The sequence below is a fragment of the Comamonas sp. MYb396 genome, from assembly GCF_037479555.1.
Classification (GTDB): Bacteria; Pseudomonadota; Gammaproteobacteria; order Burkholderiales; family Burkholderiaceae_C; genus Comamonas.
In genome coordinates, this window is record NZ_JBBGYU010000005.1 from 408837 (window position 1) to 426770 (window position 17934).

General features: G+C 64.1%; 14 protein-coding genes. 7 read left to right on the forward strand and 7 right to left on the reverse strand.

Features of this window, described 5'->3' with window-relative positions; all coding sequences use genetic code 11:
• On the reverse strand, positions 1 to 380 hold a 380-nt coding region (locus WH265_RS14410; RefSeq protein WP_339558715.1), incomplete at its 3' end, for a uroporphyrinogen-III synthase.
• Between the two features lie 20 nt (positions 381 to 400).
• Positions 401 to 1321, reverse strand: coding sequence for a hydroxymethylbilane synthase (gene hemC / locus WH265_RS14415; RefSeq protein ID WP_339558716.1), 921 nt, complete (start codon positions 1319 to 1321; stop codon positions 401 to 403).
• A 170-nt stretch (positions 1322 to 1491) separates the two neighbouring features.
• On the opposite strand from hemC, the gene ppc reads away from it, so the two are divergent.
• From ppc to WH265_RS14430, 3 genes are all read left to right on the forward strand, one after another.
• Entirely contained in the window at positions 1492 to 4377 is a 2886-nt protein-coding gene (gene ppc / locus WH265_RS14420; protein WP_445228530.1) for a phosphoenolpyruvate carboxylase, read from the forward strand.
• A 190-nt stretch (positions 4378 to 4567) separates the two neighbouring features.
• Positions 4568 to 4900 (forward strand): SMR family transporter, encoded by a 333-nt coding sequence (locus WH265_RS14425; RefSeq protein WP_133248137.1) that lies wholly within the window; start codon positions 4568 to 4570, stop codon positions 4898 to 4900.
• Between the two features lie 127 nt (positions 4901 to 5027).
• Positions 5028 to 6974 (forward strand): trypsin-like peptidase domain-containing protein, encoded by a 1947-nt coding sequence (locus WH265_RS14430; RefSeq protein ID WP_339558717.1) that lies wholly within the window; start codon positions 5028 to 5030, stop codon positions 6972 to 6974.
• A gap of 66 nt (positions 6975 to 7040) precedes the next feature.
• Here the strand turns inward: WH265_RS14430 and WH265_RS14435 are convergent, their stop codons facing one another.
• The 3 genes from WH265_RS14435 to WH265_RS14445 all read right to left on the reverse strand — a co-directional run bounded on the left by WH265_RS14435 (position 7041) and on the right by WH265_RS14445 (position 10174).
• On the reverse strand, positions 7041 to 7961 hold the full coding sequence (locus WH265_RS14435; RefSeq protein ID WP_021026001.1) for a sulfurtransferase: 921 nt from the start codon (positions 7959 to 7961) through the stop codon (positions 7041 to 7043).
• Between the two features lie 102 nt (positions 7962 to 8063).
• Positions 8064 to 8945, reverse strand: coding sequence for a DMT family transporter (locus tag WH265_RS14440; protein ID WP_027010688.1), 882 nt, complete (start codon positions 8943 to 8945; stop codon positions 8064 to 8066).
• Between the two features lie 89 nt (positions 8946 to 9034).
• Positions 9035 to 10174 carry an aromatic ring-hydroxylating oxygenase subunit alpha gene (locus tag WH265_RS14445; protein WP_021026003.1) on the reverse strand — a complete coding sequence of 380 codons (1140 nt, stop codon included), beginning with the start codon at positions 10172 to 10174 and terminating at the stop codon, positions 9035 to 9037.
• A 397-nt stretch (positions 10175 to 10571) separates the two neighbouring features.
• Here WH265_RS14445 and WH265_RS14450 point away from each other — a divergent pair, with 397 nt between their 5' ends.
• From WH265_RS14450 to WH265_RS14465, 4 genes are all read left to right on the forward strand, one after another.
• Positions 10572 to 10829 (forward strand): exodeoxyribonuclease VII small subunit, encoded by a 258-nt coding sequence (locus tag WH265_RS14450; protein ID WP_339558718.1) that lies wholly within the window; start codon positions 10572 to 10574, stop codon positions 10827 to 10829.
• Positions 10830 to 10838: 9 nt separating this feature from the next.
• Positions 10839 to 11747, forward strand: coding sequence for a polyprenyl synthetase family protein (locus tag WH265_RS14455; protein WP_312986957.1), 909 nt, complete (start codon positions 10839 to 10841; stop codon positions 11745 to 11747).
• Between the two features lie 126 nt (positions 11748 to 11873).
• Positions 11874 to 13787 carry a 1-deoxy-D-xylulose-5-phosphate synthase gene (dxs, locus tag WH265_RS14460; protein ID WP_339558719.1) on the forward strand — a complete coding sequence of 638 codons (1914 nt, stop codon included), beginning with the start codon at positions 11874 to 11876 and terminating at the stop codon, positions 13785 to 13787.
• 232 nt (positions 13788 to 14019) lie between these two features.
• Positions 14020 to 15105, forward strand: coding sequence for a TRAP transporter substrate-binding protein (locus WH265_RS14465; RefSeq protein WP_021026007.1), 1086 nt, complete (start codon positions 14020 to 14022; stop codon positions 15103 to 15105).
• Between the two features lie 310 nt (positions 15106 to 15415).
• On the opposite strand, the gene WH265_RS14470 is transcribed toward WH265_RS14465, so the two are convergent.
• Positions 15416 to 17245 carry a TRAP transporter large permease gene (locus WH265_RS14470; RefSeq protein WP_339558720.1) on the reverse strand — a complete coding sequence of 610 codons (1830 nt, stop codon included), beginning with the start codon at positions 17243 to 17245 and terminating at the stop codon, positions 15416 to 15418.
• A gap of 21 nt (positions 17246 to 17266) precedes the next feature.
• Positions 17267 to 17899 carry a TRAP transporter small permease subunit gene (locus WH265_RS14475; protein WP_021026009.1) on the reverse strand — a complete coding sequence of 211 codons (633 nt, stop codon included), beginning with the start codon at positions 17897 to 17899 and terminating at the stop codon, positions 17267 to 17269.
• Positions 17900 to 17934: the final 35 nt, after the last annotated feature.

Below are 17934 nucleotides of genomic sequence, written 5' to 3' on the forward strand. Positions count from 1 at the left end.
TCGGGGGGGGCTGGGGGGGGGGGTGGGTCTAACAACTCGTGGGCCCCCCCCCGCGCGGGGGCGGGGCGGGGGGGCCCGGGGCCCGGCCACCACAGCCGGGTATGGGGCGCACTGCGCTGCTGCTGGGCCAGCGCCTGCACCAGGGCCGGGTCCAGAAAAAAGCGGGCCGCATTGGTGCTGACCAGCATCAGCGCGCCATAGCGCTGCCAATGCTGGCGCACCTGCAGCCGCGCCGTGTGGTGGGCGGGGCTGTCGGCTGGAACAATATCGATCAGTGGCAGCGCATCGGCCCGCAGCCCGCGCTGGCGCAGCTGGGCGACCCAGTCGTCCGCCTCGGGCTGCGGGCGGGTGATGATGATGCGGCGGCTGGACGGAGCCATGGTGGACGTCGGCCGGGTGCTCAGCGGCGCACCTGCGCGCCCGCTTGCTGCAGCAGCGCTGCCACCTGCTGGCCCAGCGCATCGGCGCTGGCCAGGTCGGTGACGGCCGCGCGGGCTTGCGCAGACACCAGGGGGGCATTCGGGTTGGCTTCGTCGCCCCAGGCGGCGCGCAGCCAGAGCTGGCCGTCCTGCCATTCGCCGTGCGCGGCCAGCGGCATCGAGCAGCTGCCGCCCATGCAGCGGCTGACGGCGCGCTCGGCCGTCACGGTCTGCCAGGTGCGCGGATCGGCCAGGCCGGCAAACAGCTCCAACAGGTCCTGGCGGTCGCTGCGCACCTCAATGCCCAGCGCGCCCTGGCCGGCCGCGGGCAGCATGGTGTCGGTGTCAAAAGCATGGCGGATGCGCGCATCCAGTGCCAGGCGCTTGAGGCCGGCAGCGGCCAGCACAATGCCGTCGTACTGGCCTTCGTCGAGCTTGCGCAAGCGGGTGTTGACATTGCCGCGCAGCGGCTGGATATCGAGGTCAGGGCGCAGCGCACGCAGCAGCACCTGGCGGCGCAGGCTGGAGGTGCCGACCACGGCGCCCTGGGGCAGGTCCTGCAGGCTGGTGTAGTGGTTGGAGACCCAAGCATCGCGCGGGTCCTCGCGTTCGAGCACGGCTGCCAGCGCAAAACCCGGTGGCAGCTCCATCGGCACATCCTTGAGCGAGTGCACGGCCAGGTCGGCGCGGCCGGTCTCCAGCGCCGTTTCCAGCTCTTTGACGAACAGACCCTTGCCGCCCACCTTGGACAGCGTGCGGTCCAGAATCTGGTCGCCCAAGGTGGTCATCCCCAGCAGGCTGACCTGGTGGCCCAGGCGCTGCAGGATATGTTGCACATGTTCAGCCTGCCACAGGGCAAGCTGGCTTTCGCGCGTGGCGATGGTCAGGGACAAGGAGCTCATGGGATGGGGGACCACGCCAGGCCCGGTCTCCTCTTTCTCGGCGGCCGGACACCTTACGTGGTCAACAAGCGGTTCACAACAGGCGGCTGATGCTAGCATGTGCAGCGCCGCTCTTTGGCGCAGTGCGACTTTGGGCGGCGTGGATCTTTCAGCCCTATGCTTCTTCGCCCATGACCACTGCCAGCAAAAAAGACACCCCTGCAGTCGCCAAGACCCCGGCGCGCAAACCCAAGGCGAGCAGCCCTGCCGCTCCCCAGGCCGTCACGCGCCGTGCGGACAAGGACCAGCCTTTGATGGATGACATCCGGCTTCTGGGCCGGATTCTGGGCGATGTGATTCGCGAGCAGGAGGGCCAGGCCGCGTTCGACTTGATCGAGCAGGTGCGCCAGCTGTCGGTGGCCTACCGCCGCAATGACGACCAGGATGCGGAGAAATCGCTCAAATCGCTGCTCAAGGGCCTGTCGGGCGACCAGACGGTGAGCGTGATCCGCGCCTTCACCTATTTCTCGCACCTGGCCAACCTGGCCGAAGACCGCCACCATATCCGCCGCCGCGAGATCCATGAGCGCGCCGGCAATACCCAGGAAGGCAGCATCGAGGTGGCGCTGGCGCGGCTGCGCTGGGCCGGCATCCCCGTCAAGGCGGTCTCGCAGACGCTGGCGCACAGCCTGATCTCGCCGGTGCTCACTGCCCACCCCACCGAGGTGCAGCGCAAGAGCATTCTGGATGCCGAGCGTGCCATTGCCGCCTTGCTGGTGGCGCGCGACGATATCGCCCAGCGTGCCCAGCTCTTCAACAGCAGCAAGGACACGCTGACCCCGCGCCAGCTGGCCGACAACGAGCTGCAGCTGAGCGCCCAGGTCACCCAGCTGTGGCAGACGCGCCTGCTGCGCTACTCCAAGCTGACGGTCGAGGACGAGATCGACAACGCGCTGAGCTACTACCAGGCCACCTTCCTGACCGAGATCCCCAAGCTCTATGCTGCGCTCGAGCGCGAGCTGGGCGAGCGCGACCTGGCCACCTTCTTGCGCATGGGCCAGTGGATTGGCGGTGACCGCGACGGCAACCCCAATGTCACCGCCAAGAGCCTGCAGGAAGCGCTGCGCCGCCAGTCCGACCTGGTGCTGCGCCACTACCTGACCGAGGTGCACTACCTGGGCGGCGAGCTGTCGATGTCCCAGCGCCTGGCCGGCAACACCGCTGCCTTGCAGGCGCTGGCGGCACGCTCGCCCGATACCAGCCAGCACCGCGAGGACGAGCCCTACCGCCGCGCGCTGATTGGCGTGTATGCGCGCCTCGCTGCGACCTTGAAGAACCTGAGCGGCGGTGAAGCGGCCCGCCATGCGGTGGCGCCGCAGAACCCCTATGCCACCAGTGACGAGTTTCTGGCCGATCTGCGCGTTATTGAAGACTCGCTGCGCGACAACCATGGCCGCGCACTGGTCGAGCAGCGCCTGTCACCGCTGATCCGCGCGGTGCAGGTGTTTGGCTTCCATCTGGCCACCGTCGATCTGCGCCAAAGCTCGGACCAGCATGAGGCGGTGATCAGCGAGCTGCTGGCCACCGCCGGCCTGCAGGCCGACTACAGCCAGCTGAGCGAGGCGGCCAAGCGTGAGCTGCTGCTGCAATTGCTGAGCGATGCGCGCCCCTTGCGCGTGGTGGGCGCCAGCTACAGCGAGCGCTGCCAAAGCGAGATGGCGATTTTTGAGCGCGCGCGGCTGTCGGTGCAGCTCTATGGCCAGGACGCGATCCGCCACTACATCATCAGCCACACCGAATCGGTCAGCGACCTGCTCGAAGTGCTGCTGCTGCAAAAAGAGGTGGGCTTGCTCAGCGGCCGCATCAACGACGGCCAGTCGCGCGCAACCTTGATCGTGAGCCCGCTGTTCGAGACCATCGATGACCTGCGCCATGCGGCGACCATCATGCGCGAGTACTACGCGCTGCCCCATATTGCGGCGCTGATCCAGCGCAGCGGCGCCGAGCAGGACATCATGCTGGGCTACAGCGACAGCAACAAGGATGGCGGCATCTTCACCAGCAACTGGGAGCTGTACCAGGCCGAGCTGGCGCTCGTCGCCCTGTTTGACGAGCTGAGCCAGCCCAACCCCGTGCAGCTGCGCCTGTTCCATGGCCGGGGCGGCACCGTGGGGCGGGGCGGCGGCCCGAGCTACCAGGCAATTTTGGCCCAGCCGCCGGGCACCGTGCGCGGCCAGATCCGCCTGACCGAGCAGGGCGAGGTGATTGCCTCCAAGTACGCCAACCCCGAGATCGGCCGGCGCAACCTGGAAACGCTGGTGGCTGCCACCTTGGAGGCGACCTTGCTGCAGCCCACCAAGCCCGCCAGCCAGGCGTTTTTGGATGCGGCCGCTGACCTGTCCGCCGCCAGCATGGCCGCCTACCGCGACCTGGTCTACGGCACCAAGGGCTTTGAGAGCTATTTTTTCAGCTCCACCCCGATCCGCGAGATTGCCGAGCTCAATATCGGCTCGCGCCCTGCATCGCGCAAGGCCAGCCAGCGCATCGAGGATTTGCGCGCCATTCCCTGGGGCTTCAGCTGGGGCCAGTGCCGCCTGACCCTGCCGGGCTGGTATGGCTTTGGTTCGGCCGTGCAGGCCTTTGTCAGCCAGGAGGGCAAGACCGCCAAGCTGCAATGGGCCTTGCTGCAGAAGATGTACCGCCAGTGGCCGTTTTTCCGCACCCTGCTGTCCAATATGGACATGGTGCTGGCCAAGAGCGATATGGCGCTGGCGCTGCGCTACAGCGAGCTGGTGGCAGACACCCGCTTGCGCAAGCGCGTGTTCCAGGCGATCGAGGCCGAATGGAAGAGCACGGCCGAGGCGCTGGCGCTGATCACCGGAGAGGCCAATCGCCTGGCCAACAACCCGGCGCTGGAGCGCTCGATCCGCCACCGCTTCCCCTATATCGATCCCCTGCACCATCTGCAGGTGGAGCTGATCCGCCGCTGGCGCAATGGCGAGGACAATGAGCGGGTCAAGACCGGTATCCATATCTCCATCAACGGCATTGCGGCGGCGCTGCGCAATACCGGTTGAGGTGTTCCGGATGTGGGCTGGGCTCCCTGCCGTTGGCAAGGGCTCGCCCAAGCGATAAGGCCCTGGCGCCAAGCCGGGGCCTTTGTTATTTTTGCGGGGCAGGTGGGTTTATCTGCCTTGGATGCCAATACCTGCAGCGGTGGAGCTTTGGCGCACAGCTGCCAATCAAAGAAGGAAAGAAGGAATGGTGATGAATGCCTATGTTTACCTGGGCGGCGCGATTGCGCTGGAAGTGATGGCCACCACGGCGATGAAGTCGTCCGAGGGCTTTACCCGGCTGGTGCCCAGCCTGATTTGCGGCCTGGGCTATGTGCTGTCGTTCTACCTGCTGGCGCAGACCTTGAAAACCATACCCACCGGCATTGCCTATGCCATCTGGTCGGGTGTGGGGATCGTGGCGATCTCGCTGATCGCCTGGGCCCTGCATGGGCAAAAGCTCGATGCCGGAGCGATGGCAGGCATGGGGCTGATTATTGCCGGGGTGCTGGTGATCAATCTGTTTTCGAAGTCGGCAGGGCATTGATGCGGTTTGTCCACAGCCGTGTCCCTTGCAAGGATTGACACAGAAGCTCAACCAGTGATTTGTAAAATAAATCTTAGAATGCTTCGTTTTGTATTGAAGGCCAAGAAGGGGTATGGGCATGGGGTGGATGGCAAAAATCGGAGTGGCCAGTTTGGTCACCTGGGGCGCGATGGTGGGCATGGCCTCAGCGGCTGGCGCGGCGGTGCCGCCAGGCCAGGCCGATTCGGTGTTCAAGGTGCCGGCGCTGGAGCAGCCAGCTGGCGTGCCGCTTGAGTTTGTCCGCACCAAGAGCATGGACGCGGGCCTGGCCATCCAGCCGGTCGCCATCGACCTGGGTGAGTGGACGGGCCTGAAGTCGGCCCCCGAGATGCCCGTGCAGATCATTGGCGCCTCGCGCGCGGTGCAGCAAGCCCAGTCCGCTGCGCAAACGGCGCAGTTGCTGCAATGGCAGCCCTCGGCCAAGGGCGGCACCGTGGCGGCCTTGAGTGTGCGCTCCGCTGGTGCCCAAGGCCTGCGCCTGGGCCTGGTGGTCGAGCAGTTGCCTGGCAGCGCGATGCTGCGCCTTTATACCGACCACCAGCCTGCTGCGGTATTCGAGATTGCCGGCCAGCGCGTCATGCAGATTCTGCAGGCGAACCTGGATGCTGGCGACAACAGCGAAGCGGGCCGCACCTGGTGGACGCCCAGCAGCTCAGGCGAGCAGGTGACCTTGGAGATTGAGCTGCCACCGGGCACAGCGCCTGAGCAGCTCAAGGTGTCTCTGCCGCAGGTCATGCACATCTATGAAAACCTGTCGCTGCCACTGGGTCCGGATGAATCGGATGCAGCACAAGAAGATGCCAAGGCCTTGCCGCTGGGCAACCCGGTCGATTGCCATCTGGATGTGAACTGTTTCAGCCAGCTCGCAACCGAGCGCAAAGGCGTTGCCCGCATGGCCTATGTGACCGAGCGCATGGCCGATGGCAGTTACTACTATGGTCTGTGCACCGGCAGCCTGCTCAACGATGCCCAGGGCTCCAGAACACCGTACTTCCTGACCGCTGCCCACTGCATGTCGACCCAGACGCTGGCTTCGGCGCTGGAGACCGACTGGTTCTACACCTCCACCCGCTGCTCCAGCAACAGCCTGTCACCCAGCAGCGTGAATCTGCGCAATGGCGCCCAACTGCTCTACAGCAGTGCCAACCCCGATGTCACCCTTCTCAAACTCAACGACACGCCGCCAGCGGGTGCCGTGTTCCTGGGCTGGGACAGCAGCATCGTGCCCAGCAATACGAGCGTCGCGGGCGTGCACCATCCTGATGGCGGTCTGCAAAAGATCAGCTTTGGCACCATGTCTTCGCGCTACGACTGCAGCCTGGACAGCAAAAGCGTGTTCTGTACCTCTGCCCCCAGCAGCGGCAACTACTACTATGTGCAATGGACCCTGGGCCTGACCCAGCCGGGAAGCAGTGGCTCACCACTGTTCAACAATGGCGCCGTCACCGGTGTGCTGACCGGCGCCTCGGAAGCCAGCTGCCGCGCCAACGCGGGCGGCGCCTACAGCTTCTACCCCAGCTTGAACAGCGTGATGCCTGCCCTGCGCAAATGGCTGGTGGATGCAGGTGGCACGCAAACCCCGGTCGCAGGCCGCATGCCGGTCTACCGCTTCTACAACACGCAAAATGGCACGCATTTCTTCACCGCTAGCGCGCAGGAGCGCGATGCCTTGGTTCAAGGTGGCCTGAACTTCCAATATGAAAATATTGGTTTCTATGCGTCCACACAGACCGCAGCTGCACCTGATGCGGTTTACCGCTTCTACAACACCGCCACTAGCGCGCACTTCTTCACCATTAACCCGGCGGAGCAGGCGTATGTGATGGCGAACTATCCCCAGTTCAATCTGGATGGAGTGGCCTGGTACGCCCGCCAGGCTGCAGGGGAGGGATCGGTGCCCATGTTCCGTTTCCTCAATTCTCTGACCGGTACGCATTTCTACACGACCAGCGCTGCCGAGCGTGATTTTGTCGTGGCGACCTTGCCTCATTTCAACTTCGAGGGTGTGGCTTACTACGTCTGGGATCGCCAGTAATCCTGTGCAGATCGGGTCTGGCCGCCGGCGGGAGCGCGGTCAGACCCCGCATTCAGCACCGGCCCATCAGCCCTTTTCCACCGGGCGCGCTGGGTCGCTGCACCATTCGCTCCAGCTACCGGCAAACAGTGCCGTAGGCGCATAGCCGGCAATCTCCATCGCGATCAGATTGGGCAGCGCGCTGACGCCGCTGCCGCACTGGTGCACCACCGTCTGCGGGTCGTGCCCGGCCAGCAGCGCATCAAACTCGGCACGCAGCTCGGCGGCAGGCTTGAAGCGGCCATCTGCAGCGATATTGGTCGTAAAGGGCCGGTTGAGCGCGCCAGGGATATGGCCGGCCACCGGGTCCAGCGGTTCGACCTCACCACGGTAACGCGCGGGTGCACGCGCGTCGATGATGGTTTGCGGCGTACCCAGGGCTTGCTGTACCTGAGCCGCGGTCTTGAGCGTGCGCAGCGCAGGGCGCAGCTCGAAGTTGCTTTGGAAATGGCTGACTGCTTCGCCCGCCTCCACCGCGCCGCCTGCGGCCTGCCAGGTCTGCAAGCCGCCGTCGAGCACGGCGACGGCATCATGGCCGGCCCACTTGAGCATCCACCACAGGCGGCCGGCGTAGTTCACGCCATTGCGGTCATAGACGACGGCCTGCATGTCATTGCGAAAGCCCACTTGCGACAGCCACACCGCAAAGCGCTCGCGGCTGGGCAGCGGATGGCGGCCGCCAGAGGCCGGCTCGCCCAGGTCGGTGGCGGCAATCGTCTGGCCGTGGCTGAGGGCGCCGTGCGGGGCGCTCAGGTCCTTGTCGAGGTTGGCGTAGACGGCGCCTGCGATATGGCTCTGCGCGAACTGCTCGGCACCGGCGGCCGGCTGGCTCAGGTCAAAGCTGCAGTCAAACACCATCACCTGCTGGGGGCTGGACTGCTGCAGCGCCTGCAATTGGGCGACGGTGATCAGGGTGGTATATGCAGCGGTGAGGGGCGTGGTGGCCATGGCAGGTGCTCCAAGAAAAATCTTGCAAACATTATGTGGCAGCGCCGCGCCTGCTGCAGGCAACGGGTGCCGCCTAACCCCGCCAGTAGCGGCAGGCCCGGGTCAGCGCTTGCGCAGCACCGTGGCGACGATGCCGCTGCCCACGATCAAGGCCATGCCCATCCAGCCAATCGCCGGAATCTGGTCGCCAAAGACGACGATGCTAAAGAGGCCCGCAAACACAATGCCCGAGTACTGCAGATTGGCGACGACCAGGGTGGCGCGGCGCGTGGTGGCCGAGCCGTAGGCGCGCGTCATCGCCAGCTGGGCACCGGCGGCCAGAATGCCGACAGGGATCAACCAGAGCGCCGGCCAGCCGGGGAAGCTGGAGGTGCCGACAAACAAGGTCGCCAGGCCGCCGGCAATGGCCGAGCCCACGGCAAAGTAGAAGACCACGCGCTGCTCGGGCTCGCCCATGCGCGACAAGGCCACCACCTGCATATAGGCAAAGGCCGAGATCAGGCCGGACATCAGGCCCACCAGGCCGGCGAACATCTGGTCGGCCTCGATATTGGGGCGCAGCATCAAAATGACGCCGCAAAAGCCGCTGATCACCGTCAGCACCAGCGGAATATTCAGCGCCGGCTGGTCGCCTTCGCCCTTGGGGCGCCAGGTAAGCAGCGCACTGCCCACCACAAAGGCTGCCACCCAGAGGCTGCTCATGTAGTTCAAGGTCATCGCAGTAGCCAGCGGCAGCTTGCCGATCGCATAGAACCACATGCCCATCGAGGTGACGCCGATGCAGCTGCGCCAGGCATGCATCTTGGGGTAGCGGGTGGTGAGCGAAATATGCTGGCGCCGGGTGAGCCACCAGATCAGCGCCATGCTGATGAGGCCGCGGTAGAACACGATCTCGGCCGCATTGAAATACACAGAGGCGAACTTGATGCACACGCCCATGAGTGCAAACATGAACGCAGCGGCCACCATCCAAAGGGCTTGCATGGGAGATCTTTAATGAAAAAAGCTGCTATCGCAGTGCGCTAGCAGCTATCTGAGGGTCTAAATAGTTGGGAGTGCCTGGCTGTGGCAGATCACTTGTCTGGAACAGCGGCCTGCATCATACCCCGATACCACTCGTGGAAGTGCTGCATGCCGTCTTCCATCGGACTCTGGTAGGGACCGACTTCGTTGTCGCCACGCTCATACAAGGCCTTGCGGCCGGCATCCATGCGCTCGGCAATCTCGTCGTCCTCGATGGCCGTCTCCATATAGGCGGCGCGCTGGGCCTGCACAAACTCGGGCTCGAAGGCGCTGATTTCCTCGGGGTAGTAGAACTCCACCACGTTCATGGTCTTGTCCGGGCCCATGGGGTGCAGGGTCGAGACCGTCAGCACATGCGGGTACCACTCCACCATGATGTGGGGGTAGTAGGTCAGCCAGATGGCGCCATGCTCGGGCATCTTGCCGCCTCGGAAGTTCAGCAGCACCTCGTGCCAGGTCTTGTAGATGTCCGAGCCCGGCTTGGCAAAGGTGGGCGCCACGCCGACCGTCTGCACCGAGTACTCCTTGGCGAACTCCCACTTCAGATCGTCGCAGGTGACGAAATTGCCCAGTCCGGGGTGGAAGGGGCCGACGTGGTAGTCCTCCAGATAGACCTCGATAAAGGTCTTCCAGTTGTAGTTGCACTCATGCATCTCGACATGGTTGAGCACAAAGCCATCAAAGCTCAAGGCAGCGGCCGGACCCATGTTGGCCAGATCGGCCTGGATGTTGCGGCCGTTGTCCTCAAAGAGGAGGCCATTCCACTCCTGCAACTTGTAGTTGTTCAGGTTGAGGCAGGGATCCTGGGCAAAATGTGGCGCGCCCAGCAGCTCGCCGCTGGGGCTGTAGGTCCAGCGGTGCAGCGGGCAGACGATATTGCCGCCGGCGCTGCCTTTTTGCTGGTGGTTGAGCGAGCCCCGGCCCTTGAGCATCACCGCCTGGCGGTGGCGGCAGACGTTGGAGATCAGCTCGGCCTGGCCTGCGGCATTGCGCACCAGGGCCCGCCCTTCCTTCTCATGGGGAAGGGCGTAGTAGTCGCCAATCTCGGGAATCGCCAGCTGGTGGCCCACATATTTGGGGCCGTGCTGGAAGATGGTTTGCATCTCACGCTCGAAAAGCGCTTGATCAAAGTAGCTTGAAACTGGAAGTTGGCTTGCGGCCTGCTGCAGTTGAAGACTTAAATCAGACATGGGTGACCTGACCTAAAGACTCCCCACAGGGAGGGTGCGCGTGCGCACGCGGAGAAAAAAATAAAACCGGCAGCAACAACAAAGGATGGCCGGTTTCGCGAAAAATGGGATTATACCCAGTGGGGTTATTCCCGTTCTGTCCATGCGTGAATTGGCTATGGGTGACACAGCTTGTCACCGACCCACCATGGCATCGACAGGGGGCCAATATTATCAAATTGATAGCTGCAACCTCATATTTCACGATAGATCGCCGGGATCTTTTGTGGGAATTGGCCCGGGCCAGCAGTGCGCTGGGCGGTGCGCGGCGGTCGCTGCGTCCGCAGCCGCTTGTCCTGCGCCTAAAATCGAGCCTTTACATCCATGCACCTGGGCACGCTGTTTGCCCCCTTTGCCCATGCCCAAGGCCACCGCCTCCAAGACGTCTGCCACGCCGGACCTGCCCGAACCCGATAACTACGAAAGCGCGCTGCAGGAGCTCGAAGGCCTGGTCGCACGCATCGAGTCGGGTCAGCTGCCTTTGGGCGACATGCTGGCCGCCTACCAGCGCGGCGCCGTGCTGCTGGCATTCTGCCGGCGCAAGCTCGAGGCAGTGCAGGACCAGATCAAAGTACTGGATGAGGGCCAGCTCAAGCCCTGGACCAGCGAGGAATAAGTGCTAACCATGACTTCAGCGCACGATAATTTTGCCCTTTGGTGCAGCCAGGAACTCGCCCGCGTGGAGGACGCCCTCACGCTGTGGATTGCCGCCGATGCCCCCGCCAACCTGGGCGAGCCCATGCGCTACGCCGTGCTCGACGGCGGCAAGCGCCTGCGCCCCTTGCTGGTGCTGGCCGCTGCCCAGGCCGTGGGCAAGCTGGATGCCGCCCAGGCAGAGGCGTCCTTGCGCGCCGGCTGCGCGGTGGAGCTGATCCATGCCTATTCGCTGGTGCATGACGATATGCCCTGCATGGACAACGATGTGCTGCGCCGTGGCAAGCCCACGGTCCATGTGCAGTTTGGCCAGGCCCAGGCCTTGCTCGCGGGCGACGCGCTGCAGGCGCTGGCGTTCGAGATACTGGTGCCCGAGGGCAGTGCCATCTCGGATGCGGTGCAGGCGCGCCTGTGCCGCCAATTGGCATGGGCAGCGGGCTACAACGGCATGGCCGGAGGCCAGGCGATCGACCTGGCCAGCGTGGGCAAGCAGCTCACGCGTGACCAGCTCCAGCAGATGCACAAGCTCAAGACCGGCGCGCTGCTGCAGGCCAGCGTCGAGATGGGCGCCACCTGCGCCGGCATCCAGGGCGCAGCGCTGGCAGCGCTGCAGCAGTACGGGGCCGCCCTGGGGCTGGCCTTCCAGGTGATCGATGATGTGCTCGACGTGGTGGCCGACTCTGCCACCCTGGGCAAGACCGCCGGCAAGGATGCCGACAACGACAAGCCCACCTATGTATCGCTGATGGGCCTGCAGCCCGCGCGCGACTATGCCCATGAGCTGCTGGCCGAGGCCCAGCAGGCGCTGGCGGGCAGCGGTTTGCCGCAGACCGCTGCGCTCGCGGCCCTGGCCGACATGGTGGTGCGCCGCAGCCATTGAGTAGGCCAAATGCGCCTTGTGGCGGCTTAACCGGGCTCAAGGCGCTAACATAGCCCCTTGCCTTTCCAGTAAAAAGAACTGCGCGGATGCTTCCGAGGTATGCGTAGCAAGTGACCAAACCATAGTATGTCCACGAAGACCTTTCCCCTGCTAGCCACCGTCAACGACCCGGCGGATCTGCGCAAGATGTCGCGCGCCGAGCTCAAGACCCTGGCGCGTGAGCTGCGGGAGTTCGTGCTCGAGAGCGTGTCCAAGACCGGCGGGCACCTCAGCTCCAACCTGGGCACGGTGGAGCTGACCATTGCGCTGCACGCCGTCTATGAAACGCCGCATGACCGCTTTGTCTGGGATGTGGGCCACCAGACCTATCCGCACAAGATTCTGACGGGCCGGCGCGACCGCATGCAGGGCCTGCGCCAGTGGGGCGGGATCTCGGGCTTCCCGCTGCGCAGCGAGAGCGAATACGACGCCTTTGGTACCGCCCACTCCTCGACCAGTATCTCGGCGGCGCTGGGCATGGCCGAGGCTTTCAAGCTGCAGGGCAGCGACCGCCAGGCCGTGGCCATCATTGGCGATGGCGCAATGACGGCCGGCATGGCCTTCGAGGCGTTGAACAACGCCGGGGTGAGCGACGCCAATCTGCTGGTGATCCTGAACGACAACGACATGAGCATCAGCCCGCCGGTGGGCGCGCTCAACCGCTACCTGGCACAGCTGATGAGCGGCCAGTTCTACGCCAAGGCGCGGGGCGTGGGCAAGAGCATGCTCAAGCAGGTGCCGCCGCTCCTGGAGCTGGCCAAGCGCCTGGAGCAGCAGGCCAAGGGCATGGTGGTGCCTGCCACCCTGTTCGAGAACTTCGGTTTCAACTACATCGGCCCCATCGACGGCCATGACCTCGATTCGCTGATCCCCACCCTGGAAAACATCCGCCAGCTCAAGGGCCCGCAGTTTTTGCACGTGGTCACCAAAAAAGGCCAGGGCTACAAGCTGGCCGAGGCCGATCCCGTTGCCTACCATGGCCCGGGCAAGTTCGACCCGGCCATTGGCCTGGTCAAGCCCGCCACGCCACCCAAGCCCACCTTCACCCAGGTGTTTGGCCACTGGCTGTGTGACATGGCCGCCCAGGACGAGCGCCTGGTCGCGATCACCCCGGCGATGCGCGAAGGCTCGGGCATGGTCGAGTTTGAAAAGCGCTTTCCCAAACGCTACTTCGATGTCGGCATTGCCGAGCAGCACAGCGTGACCTTCGCCGCTGGCCTGGCCTGCGAAGGGCTCAAGCCCGTGGTCGCCATCTATTCCACCTTCCTGCAGCGCGGCTATGACCAGCTGATCCACGATGTGGCGCTGCAAAACCTGCCCGTGGTGTTTGCGCTCGACCGCGCCGGCCTGGTCGGTGCCGATGGCGCCACCCATGCCGGTAACTACGACATCGCCTTTACCCGTGCCATTCCGAACATGAGCGTGGCCTGCCCGGCCGATGAGCGCGAATGCCGCCAGCTGCTGAGCACCGCCTTTGCGCAGAACCACCCGGTGACCGTGCGCTACCCGCGTGGTGCCGGTGCCGGTGTCGCGCCACTCGAATCGCTGGAAGGCCTGCCCTTTGGCAAGGGCGAGATCCGCCGCCAGGCGCAGCCTGCGGTGGCGGGCCGCCCGCGCATCGCCATCCTGGCCTTTGGCAGCCTGCTCTACCCGGCCTTGCAGGCGGGCGAGGCGCTCAACGCCACGGTGGTGAACATGCGCTGGGCCAAGCCGCTCGATACCGCGCTGCTCGAGCAAGTGGCGCAAAGCCATGAGGCGCTGGTCACTGTCGAAGACGGCTGCCTGATGGGTGGCGCGGGCAGCGCGGTGCTCGAAGCGCTGCAGCAGCTGCACATCGATGTGCCGGTGCTGCAGCTGGGCCTGCCCGATGCCTTTATCGAGCATGGTGACCCGGCCAAGCTGATGGCCATGCAGGGCCTGGATGCCAGCGGCATCGAGCGCAGCATCCGCGAGCGTTTTGCGCTGCAAGAGGCGGCGCCCGGCCAGAGCGCAGCAGCCTGATCGGCCGCCGGGCACGCGCCTGGTTCTCCCGACAAGCCCGGTCATTGCGTACCGGGCTTTTTTGTGGCCTGCGCCGCCTGTGGCGCAATGCGGACAGAATCCTTTGCAAAACTCTGGGGAAAACCCGCTGAAGTCACTTCTGCAACCATTTCTACAATTTGCAAAGCTAAAAGCGGCTCGCGCCTATGGCAGGATAGCTACCTTTACTTTCAACAAATAATTGGAGACACGAATGGATCGTCGTTCGCTTATCAAAAATGCCGGTATCGCTGGCGTTCTGGCCGCAGGAGTGGCACCGGCCGTGCATGCACAGGCTGCAGTGCGCTGGCGCCTGGCCTCGAGCTTCCCCAAGTCGCTTGACACCATCTTCGGCAGCGCTGAAAAGCTGTCTGCGGCCGTCAAGGCCATGTCCGGCGGCAAGTTTGAAATCTCGGTCCACCCCGCTGGCGAGCTGATGCCCGCTTTCGGCGTGGTCGATGCGCTGCAGGGCGACACCATCGACATGGCCCAGACCGCGGCCTACTACTTCACCGGCAAGGACCCGATCTTCGCATTCAGCTGCGCGGTGCCCTTTGGCCTGACCACCCTGCAGATGGCAGGTTGGAAGGACCATGGCAACGGCCGCAAGCTGCTCGATGCCTTCTTTGAGAAGTACAACTTCAAGACCGCATCGGCCGGTAACACCACCACCCAGATGGGCGGCTGGTACCGCAAGGAAATCAAGACCGTGGCCGACTTGAAGGGCCTCAAGATGCGCATGGGCGGCGGTGTGTTCGGTGAGGCCATGGCCAAGCTGGGCGTGGTCGCGCAGAACATGCCAGCGGGCGACGTGTACCAGGCGCTGGAAAAGGGCACGCTGGACGCGGTGGAATTCGTTGGTCCCTACGACGATGAAAAGCTGGGCTTCAACAAGGTCGCTCCGTTCTACTACTACCCCGGTTGGTGGGAAGGCTCGGCCGATCTGGAGTTCTTCATCAACATCAAGAAGTACAACGCGCTGTCGCCCGAGAACAAGGCCATCCTGGACGCCGCCACCCGTGTGGCCGCAGCCGACATGACCGCCAAGTACCAGGTGCTCAACCCCATCGCGCTGAAGAACCTGGTGGCCAACAAGACCCAGCTCAAGCCGTTCTCCAAGGAACTGATGGACGCCGGCTTCAAGGCATCGATGGAAACCTTTGCCGAGCACGAGGCGCGCTCGCCCGAGTTCAAGAAGATCCACCAGGACATGCGCGCCTTCCAGAAGGACCAGATTCTGTGGAACCGCTTCTCCGAGTACCCTTTCAACCAGTACATGGCCCAGGTCAAACTGCCCTGATCGGGGGGATGCGCCAGGCCATTGGGGCTTGGCCGCAGCAGCCAGGAGCCAGGAGCCGCAGCTTGCTGCGGCTTTTTTGCGTCCATACAGGCTGCATGCGTGCATCGGCATGCGGCTTGGCTGCTACGCTTTCCCGTGCATGACGGGGTGCGGCCGCAGCGCCGCGACGCCGGCTCGCCGGGCCGCCGGTTCGCCGGTTCGCCGGTTCACCGGACCACCAGCGCACGGGGCGTTGTGGCACCAAGCTGCAGGCAGCCATAAAAAAACCCTGGGCAAGCCAGGGTTCGGGTGGGAAGGGCTTGGGCGCCCCTTATTTGCTTTCTGCGGGAGCAGTGCCCAGCGAGTCCTGCAAGGCCTTGGCCGGATCGTCCGAGCCATAGCCTTCTGCGGCGGGTGCCGGCATTGCGCCTGCATCGGTGCCCGGTGCTGCGCCTGCATCGGCGGGTGCATCCGGGGTGGCAAAGGGGTTGTCCCCGTAGCCGCCGTCAGCGTTGCCCAGCTGGTTCATCATCTGCTCATTGACCTTTTGCATGTCGACGACCGCCGGTTTGTCCAGCGCCCCGGTCACGATGCCAGGGAAGGCGATCAGCACCCCGACCATCACCAGCTGGATCAGCACAAACGGCACAGCGCCCTTGTAGATCTGCATCGTGGTAACCGGCTCGATCACCTTGTGTGTGACCCGGTCCACATACTGCTTGTCAGGCGCCACCGATCGCAGGAAGAACAGCGCAAAACCAAATGGCGGGTGCATGAACGAGGTCTGCATGTTGACTGCCAGCAGCACACCGAACCAGATCAGGTCGATGCCCATCTTCTCGGCCACGGGGCCCAGCAGCGGCACGACGATGAAGGACAGCTCAAAGTAGTCCAGGAAGAAGGCCAGGAAGAAGATCATCACGTTGACGACGATCAGGAAGCCGGTCTGGCCGCCTGGCAGGCTGGTGAGCAGGTGCTCGACCCACTTGGGGCCGTCTGCGGCCTGGAACACCAGGCTGAAGGTCGTCGCGCCAATCATGATGAACATCACAAAGCTGGCGAGCTTGGTGGTCGAGCCCAGCGCCTGCTTGAGCAGGTTCATGTTGAGGCGCTTGCGGGCAAAGCCCATGATCAGTGCGGCCATGGCACCCATGGCGCCGCCTTCGGTAGGGGTGGCAATGCCCAGGAAGATGGTGCCCAGCACCAGGAAGATCAGCAGCAGCGGCGGGATCAGCACAAAGGTCACGCGCTCGGCCAGCTTGGACAGCAGCCCCAGCTTGAAGACGCGGTTGATCGAGGCGATGACAAAGGCAATGAAGGTGCCGCCGCACATGGCCGTGACAATCTTCTCGTCGGTGGCCACATCGGTGACCAGCTTGCCTTCCCACCAGGTGTGGATGTCGGCCATATGGTTGGCCAGGAAGATCGCGACAATCGTCGACAGGCCCATCACCACGATCAGCGAGGTGTAGCCGGCATTGCCGTTGGCTTCGCGGTAGATACGGGCTTCAACGGGCAGCGCGGGCACCAGCTTGGGCTTGAAGATGGCCAGGAAGGCGACCCACAGCACGTACAGACCCATCAGCATGAAGCCGGGGATGAACGCGCCCTTGTACATATCGCCCACGCTCTTGCCCAGCTGGTCGGCCATCAGGATCAGCACCAGCGAGGGCGGAATGATCTGGGCCAGGGTGCCCGATGCGGCAATCACGCCCGATGCCAGGCGCCGGTCATAGCCGTAGCGCAGCATGATGGGCAGCGAGATCAGGCCCATGGAGATGACCGATGCGGCCACCACACCGGTGGTAGCGGCCAGCAGCGCGCCGACAAAGATCACGGCGAGCGCCAGACCGCCACGGATCGGGCCAAAGACCTGGCCCACCGTGTCGAGCAAGTCCTCGGCCATGCCGCTGCGCTCCAGTATCAAGCCCATCAAGGTGAAGAAGGGCACGGCCAGCAAGGTGTCATTGGCCATGATGCCGATCAGCCGCTGGGGCAACCAGGCCATCACCGACGAGGGAAACACATTGAGCTCAATGCCGATAAAGCCGAACATCAGGCCGGCAGCGCCCAGGCTGAACGCCACGGGAAAACCAAGCAGCAGAAAGACGATCAGGCCCGCGAACATGATCGGGGCGTAGTTGGTAGCGATAAATTCCATGGTGAGATCCTCGTGCTACCTTCAAGGCTGGCGCGCAGCAGCCTGGACTGCTGCAGCCGCCTGGGCCTGCTTGATTTCAGCTTCGGCACGCAGTGCTTCGGCCAGCTCTTCCTCAGCGCTCTTGTCGCTGAGCTTGCCCATCGGGTCAGGGCCGTCGCCCGTCAAGAACGCGATGCGCTTGACCAGCTCGGACAGGCCCTGGAGCATCAGCAAGGTGATGCCCACGGGGATGGCGGCCCATACCGGCCAGCGGATCAGGCCGCCCGGGTTGCCCGACATTTCGCCAGACTGGTACATCTGGATCACCACCGGCATGCTCAGCCACAGAATCGTGACGCACAGCGGAGTAAGGAACAGCGCAAAGCCGATGATGTCGATCCAGACCTGCTTGGTCTTGGACAGGCGCGAGTTGATGACGTCGATGCGCACATGCTCACGGTGCAGCAAGGTGTAGCCGGCGGCCAGCAAGAAGGACCAGGCGAACAGGTACCACTGCACTTCCAGGAAGGCGTTGGAGCTGGCGTCGAAGGCCTTGCGGACGATGGCGTTGGCGGCGCTGATGAAGGTGGCGGCAAAGATAAGCCAGATTGAGTATTTGCCGACGAAGGCATTGAGCCTGTCGATAGCCCTGGATAGGGCGAGTAAAGCCTGCATGGTGTCTCCAATGGTTGGCTAGTCCTGTCACACGT

Coding starts and splice junctions, on each gene's coding strand:
- WH265_RS14430 (WP_339558717.1), top strand. CDS start 5,028: ATGGCAAAAATCGGAGTGGCCAGTTTGGTCACCTGGGGCGCGATGGTG.
- hemC (WP_339558716.1), bottom strand. CDS start 1,321: ATGAGCTCCTTGTCCCTGACCATCGCCACGCGCGAAAGCCAGCTTGCC.
- WH265_RS14465 (WP_021026007.1), top strand. CDS start 14,020: ATGGATCGTCGTTCGCTTATCAAAAATGCCGGTATCGCTGGCGTTCTG.
- dxs (WP_339558719.1), top strand. CDS start 11,874: ATGTCCACGAAGACCTTTCCCCTGCTAGCCACCGTCAACGACCCGGCG.
- WH265_RS14470 (WP_339558720.1), bottom strand. CDS start 17,245: ATGGAATTTATCGCTACCAACTACGCCCCGATCATGTTCGCGGGCCTG.
- WH265_RS14435 (WP_021026001.1), bottom strand. CDS start 7,961: ATGGCCACCACGCCCCTCACCGCTGCATATACCACCCTGATCACCGTC.
- WH265_RS14455 (WP_312986957.1), top strand. CDS start 10,839: ATGACTTCAGCGCACGATAATTTTGCCCTTTGGTGCAGCCAGGAACTC.
- WH265_RS14450 (WP_339558718.1), top strand. CDS start 10,572: ATGCCCAAGGCCACCGCCTCCAAGACGTCTGCCACGCCGGACCTGCCC.
- ppc (WP_445228530.1), top strand. CDS start 1,492: ATGACCACTGCCAGCAAAAAAGACACCCCTGCAGTCGCCAAGACCCCG.
- WH265_RS14445 (WP_021026003.1), bottom strand. CDS start 10,174: ATGTCTGATTTAAGTCTTCAACTGCAGCAGGCCGCAAGCCAACTTCCA.
- WH265_RS14425 (WP_133248137.1), top strand. CDS start 4,568: ATGAATGCCTATGTTTACCTGGGCGGCGCGATTGCGCTGGAAGTGATG.
- WH265_RS14475 (WP_021026009.1), bottom strand. CDS start 17,899: ATGCAGGCTTTACTCGCCCTATCCAGGGCTATCGACAGGCTCAATGCC.
- WH265_RS14440 (WP_027010688.1), bottom strand. CDS start 8,945: ATGCAAGCCCTTTGGATGGTGGCCGCTGCGTTCATGTTTGCACTCATG.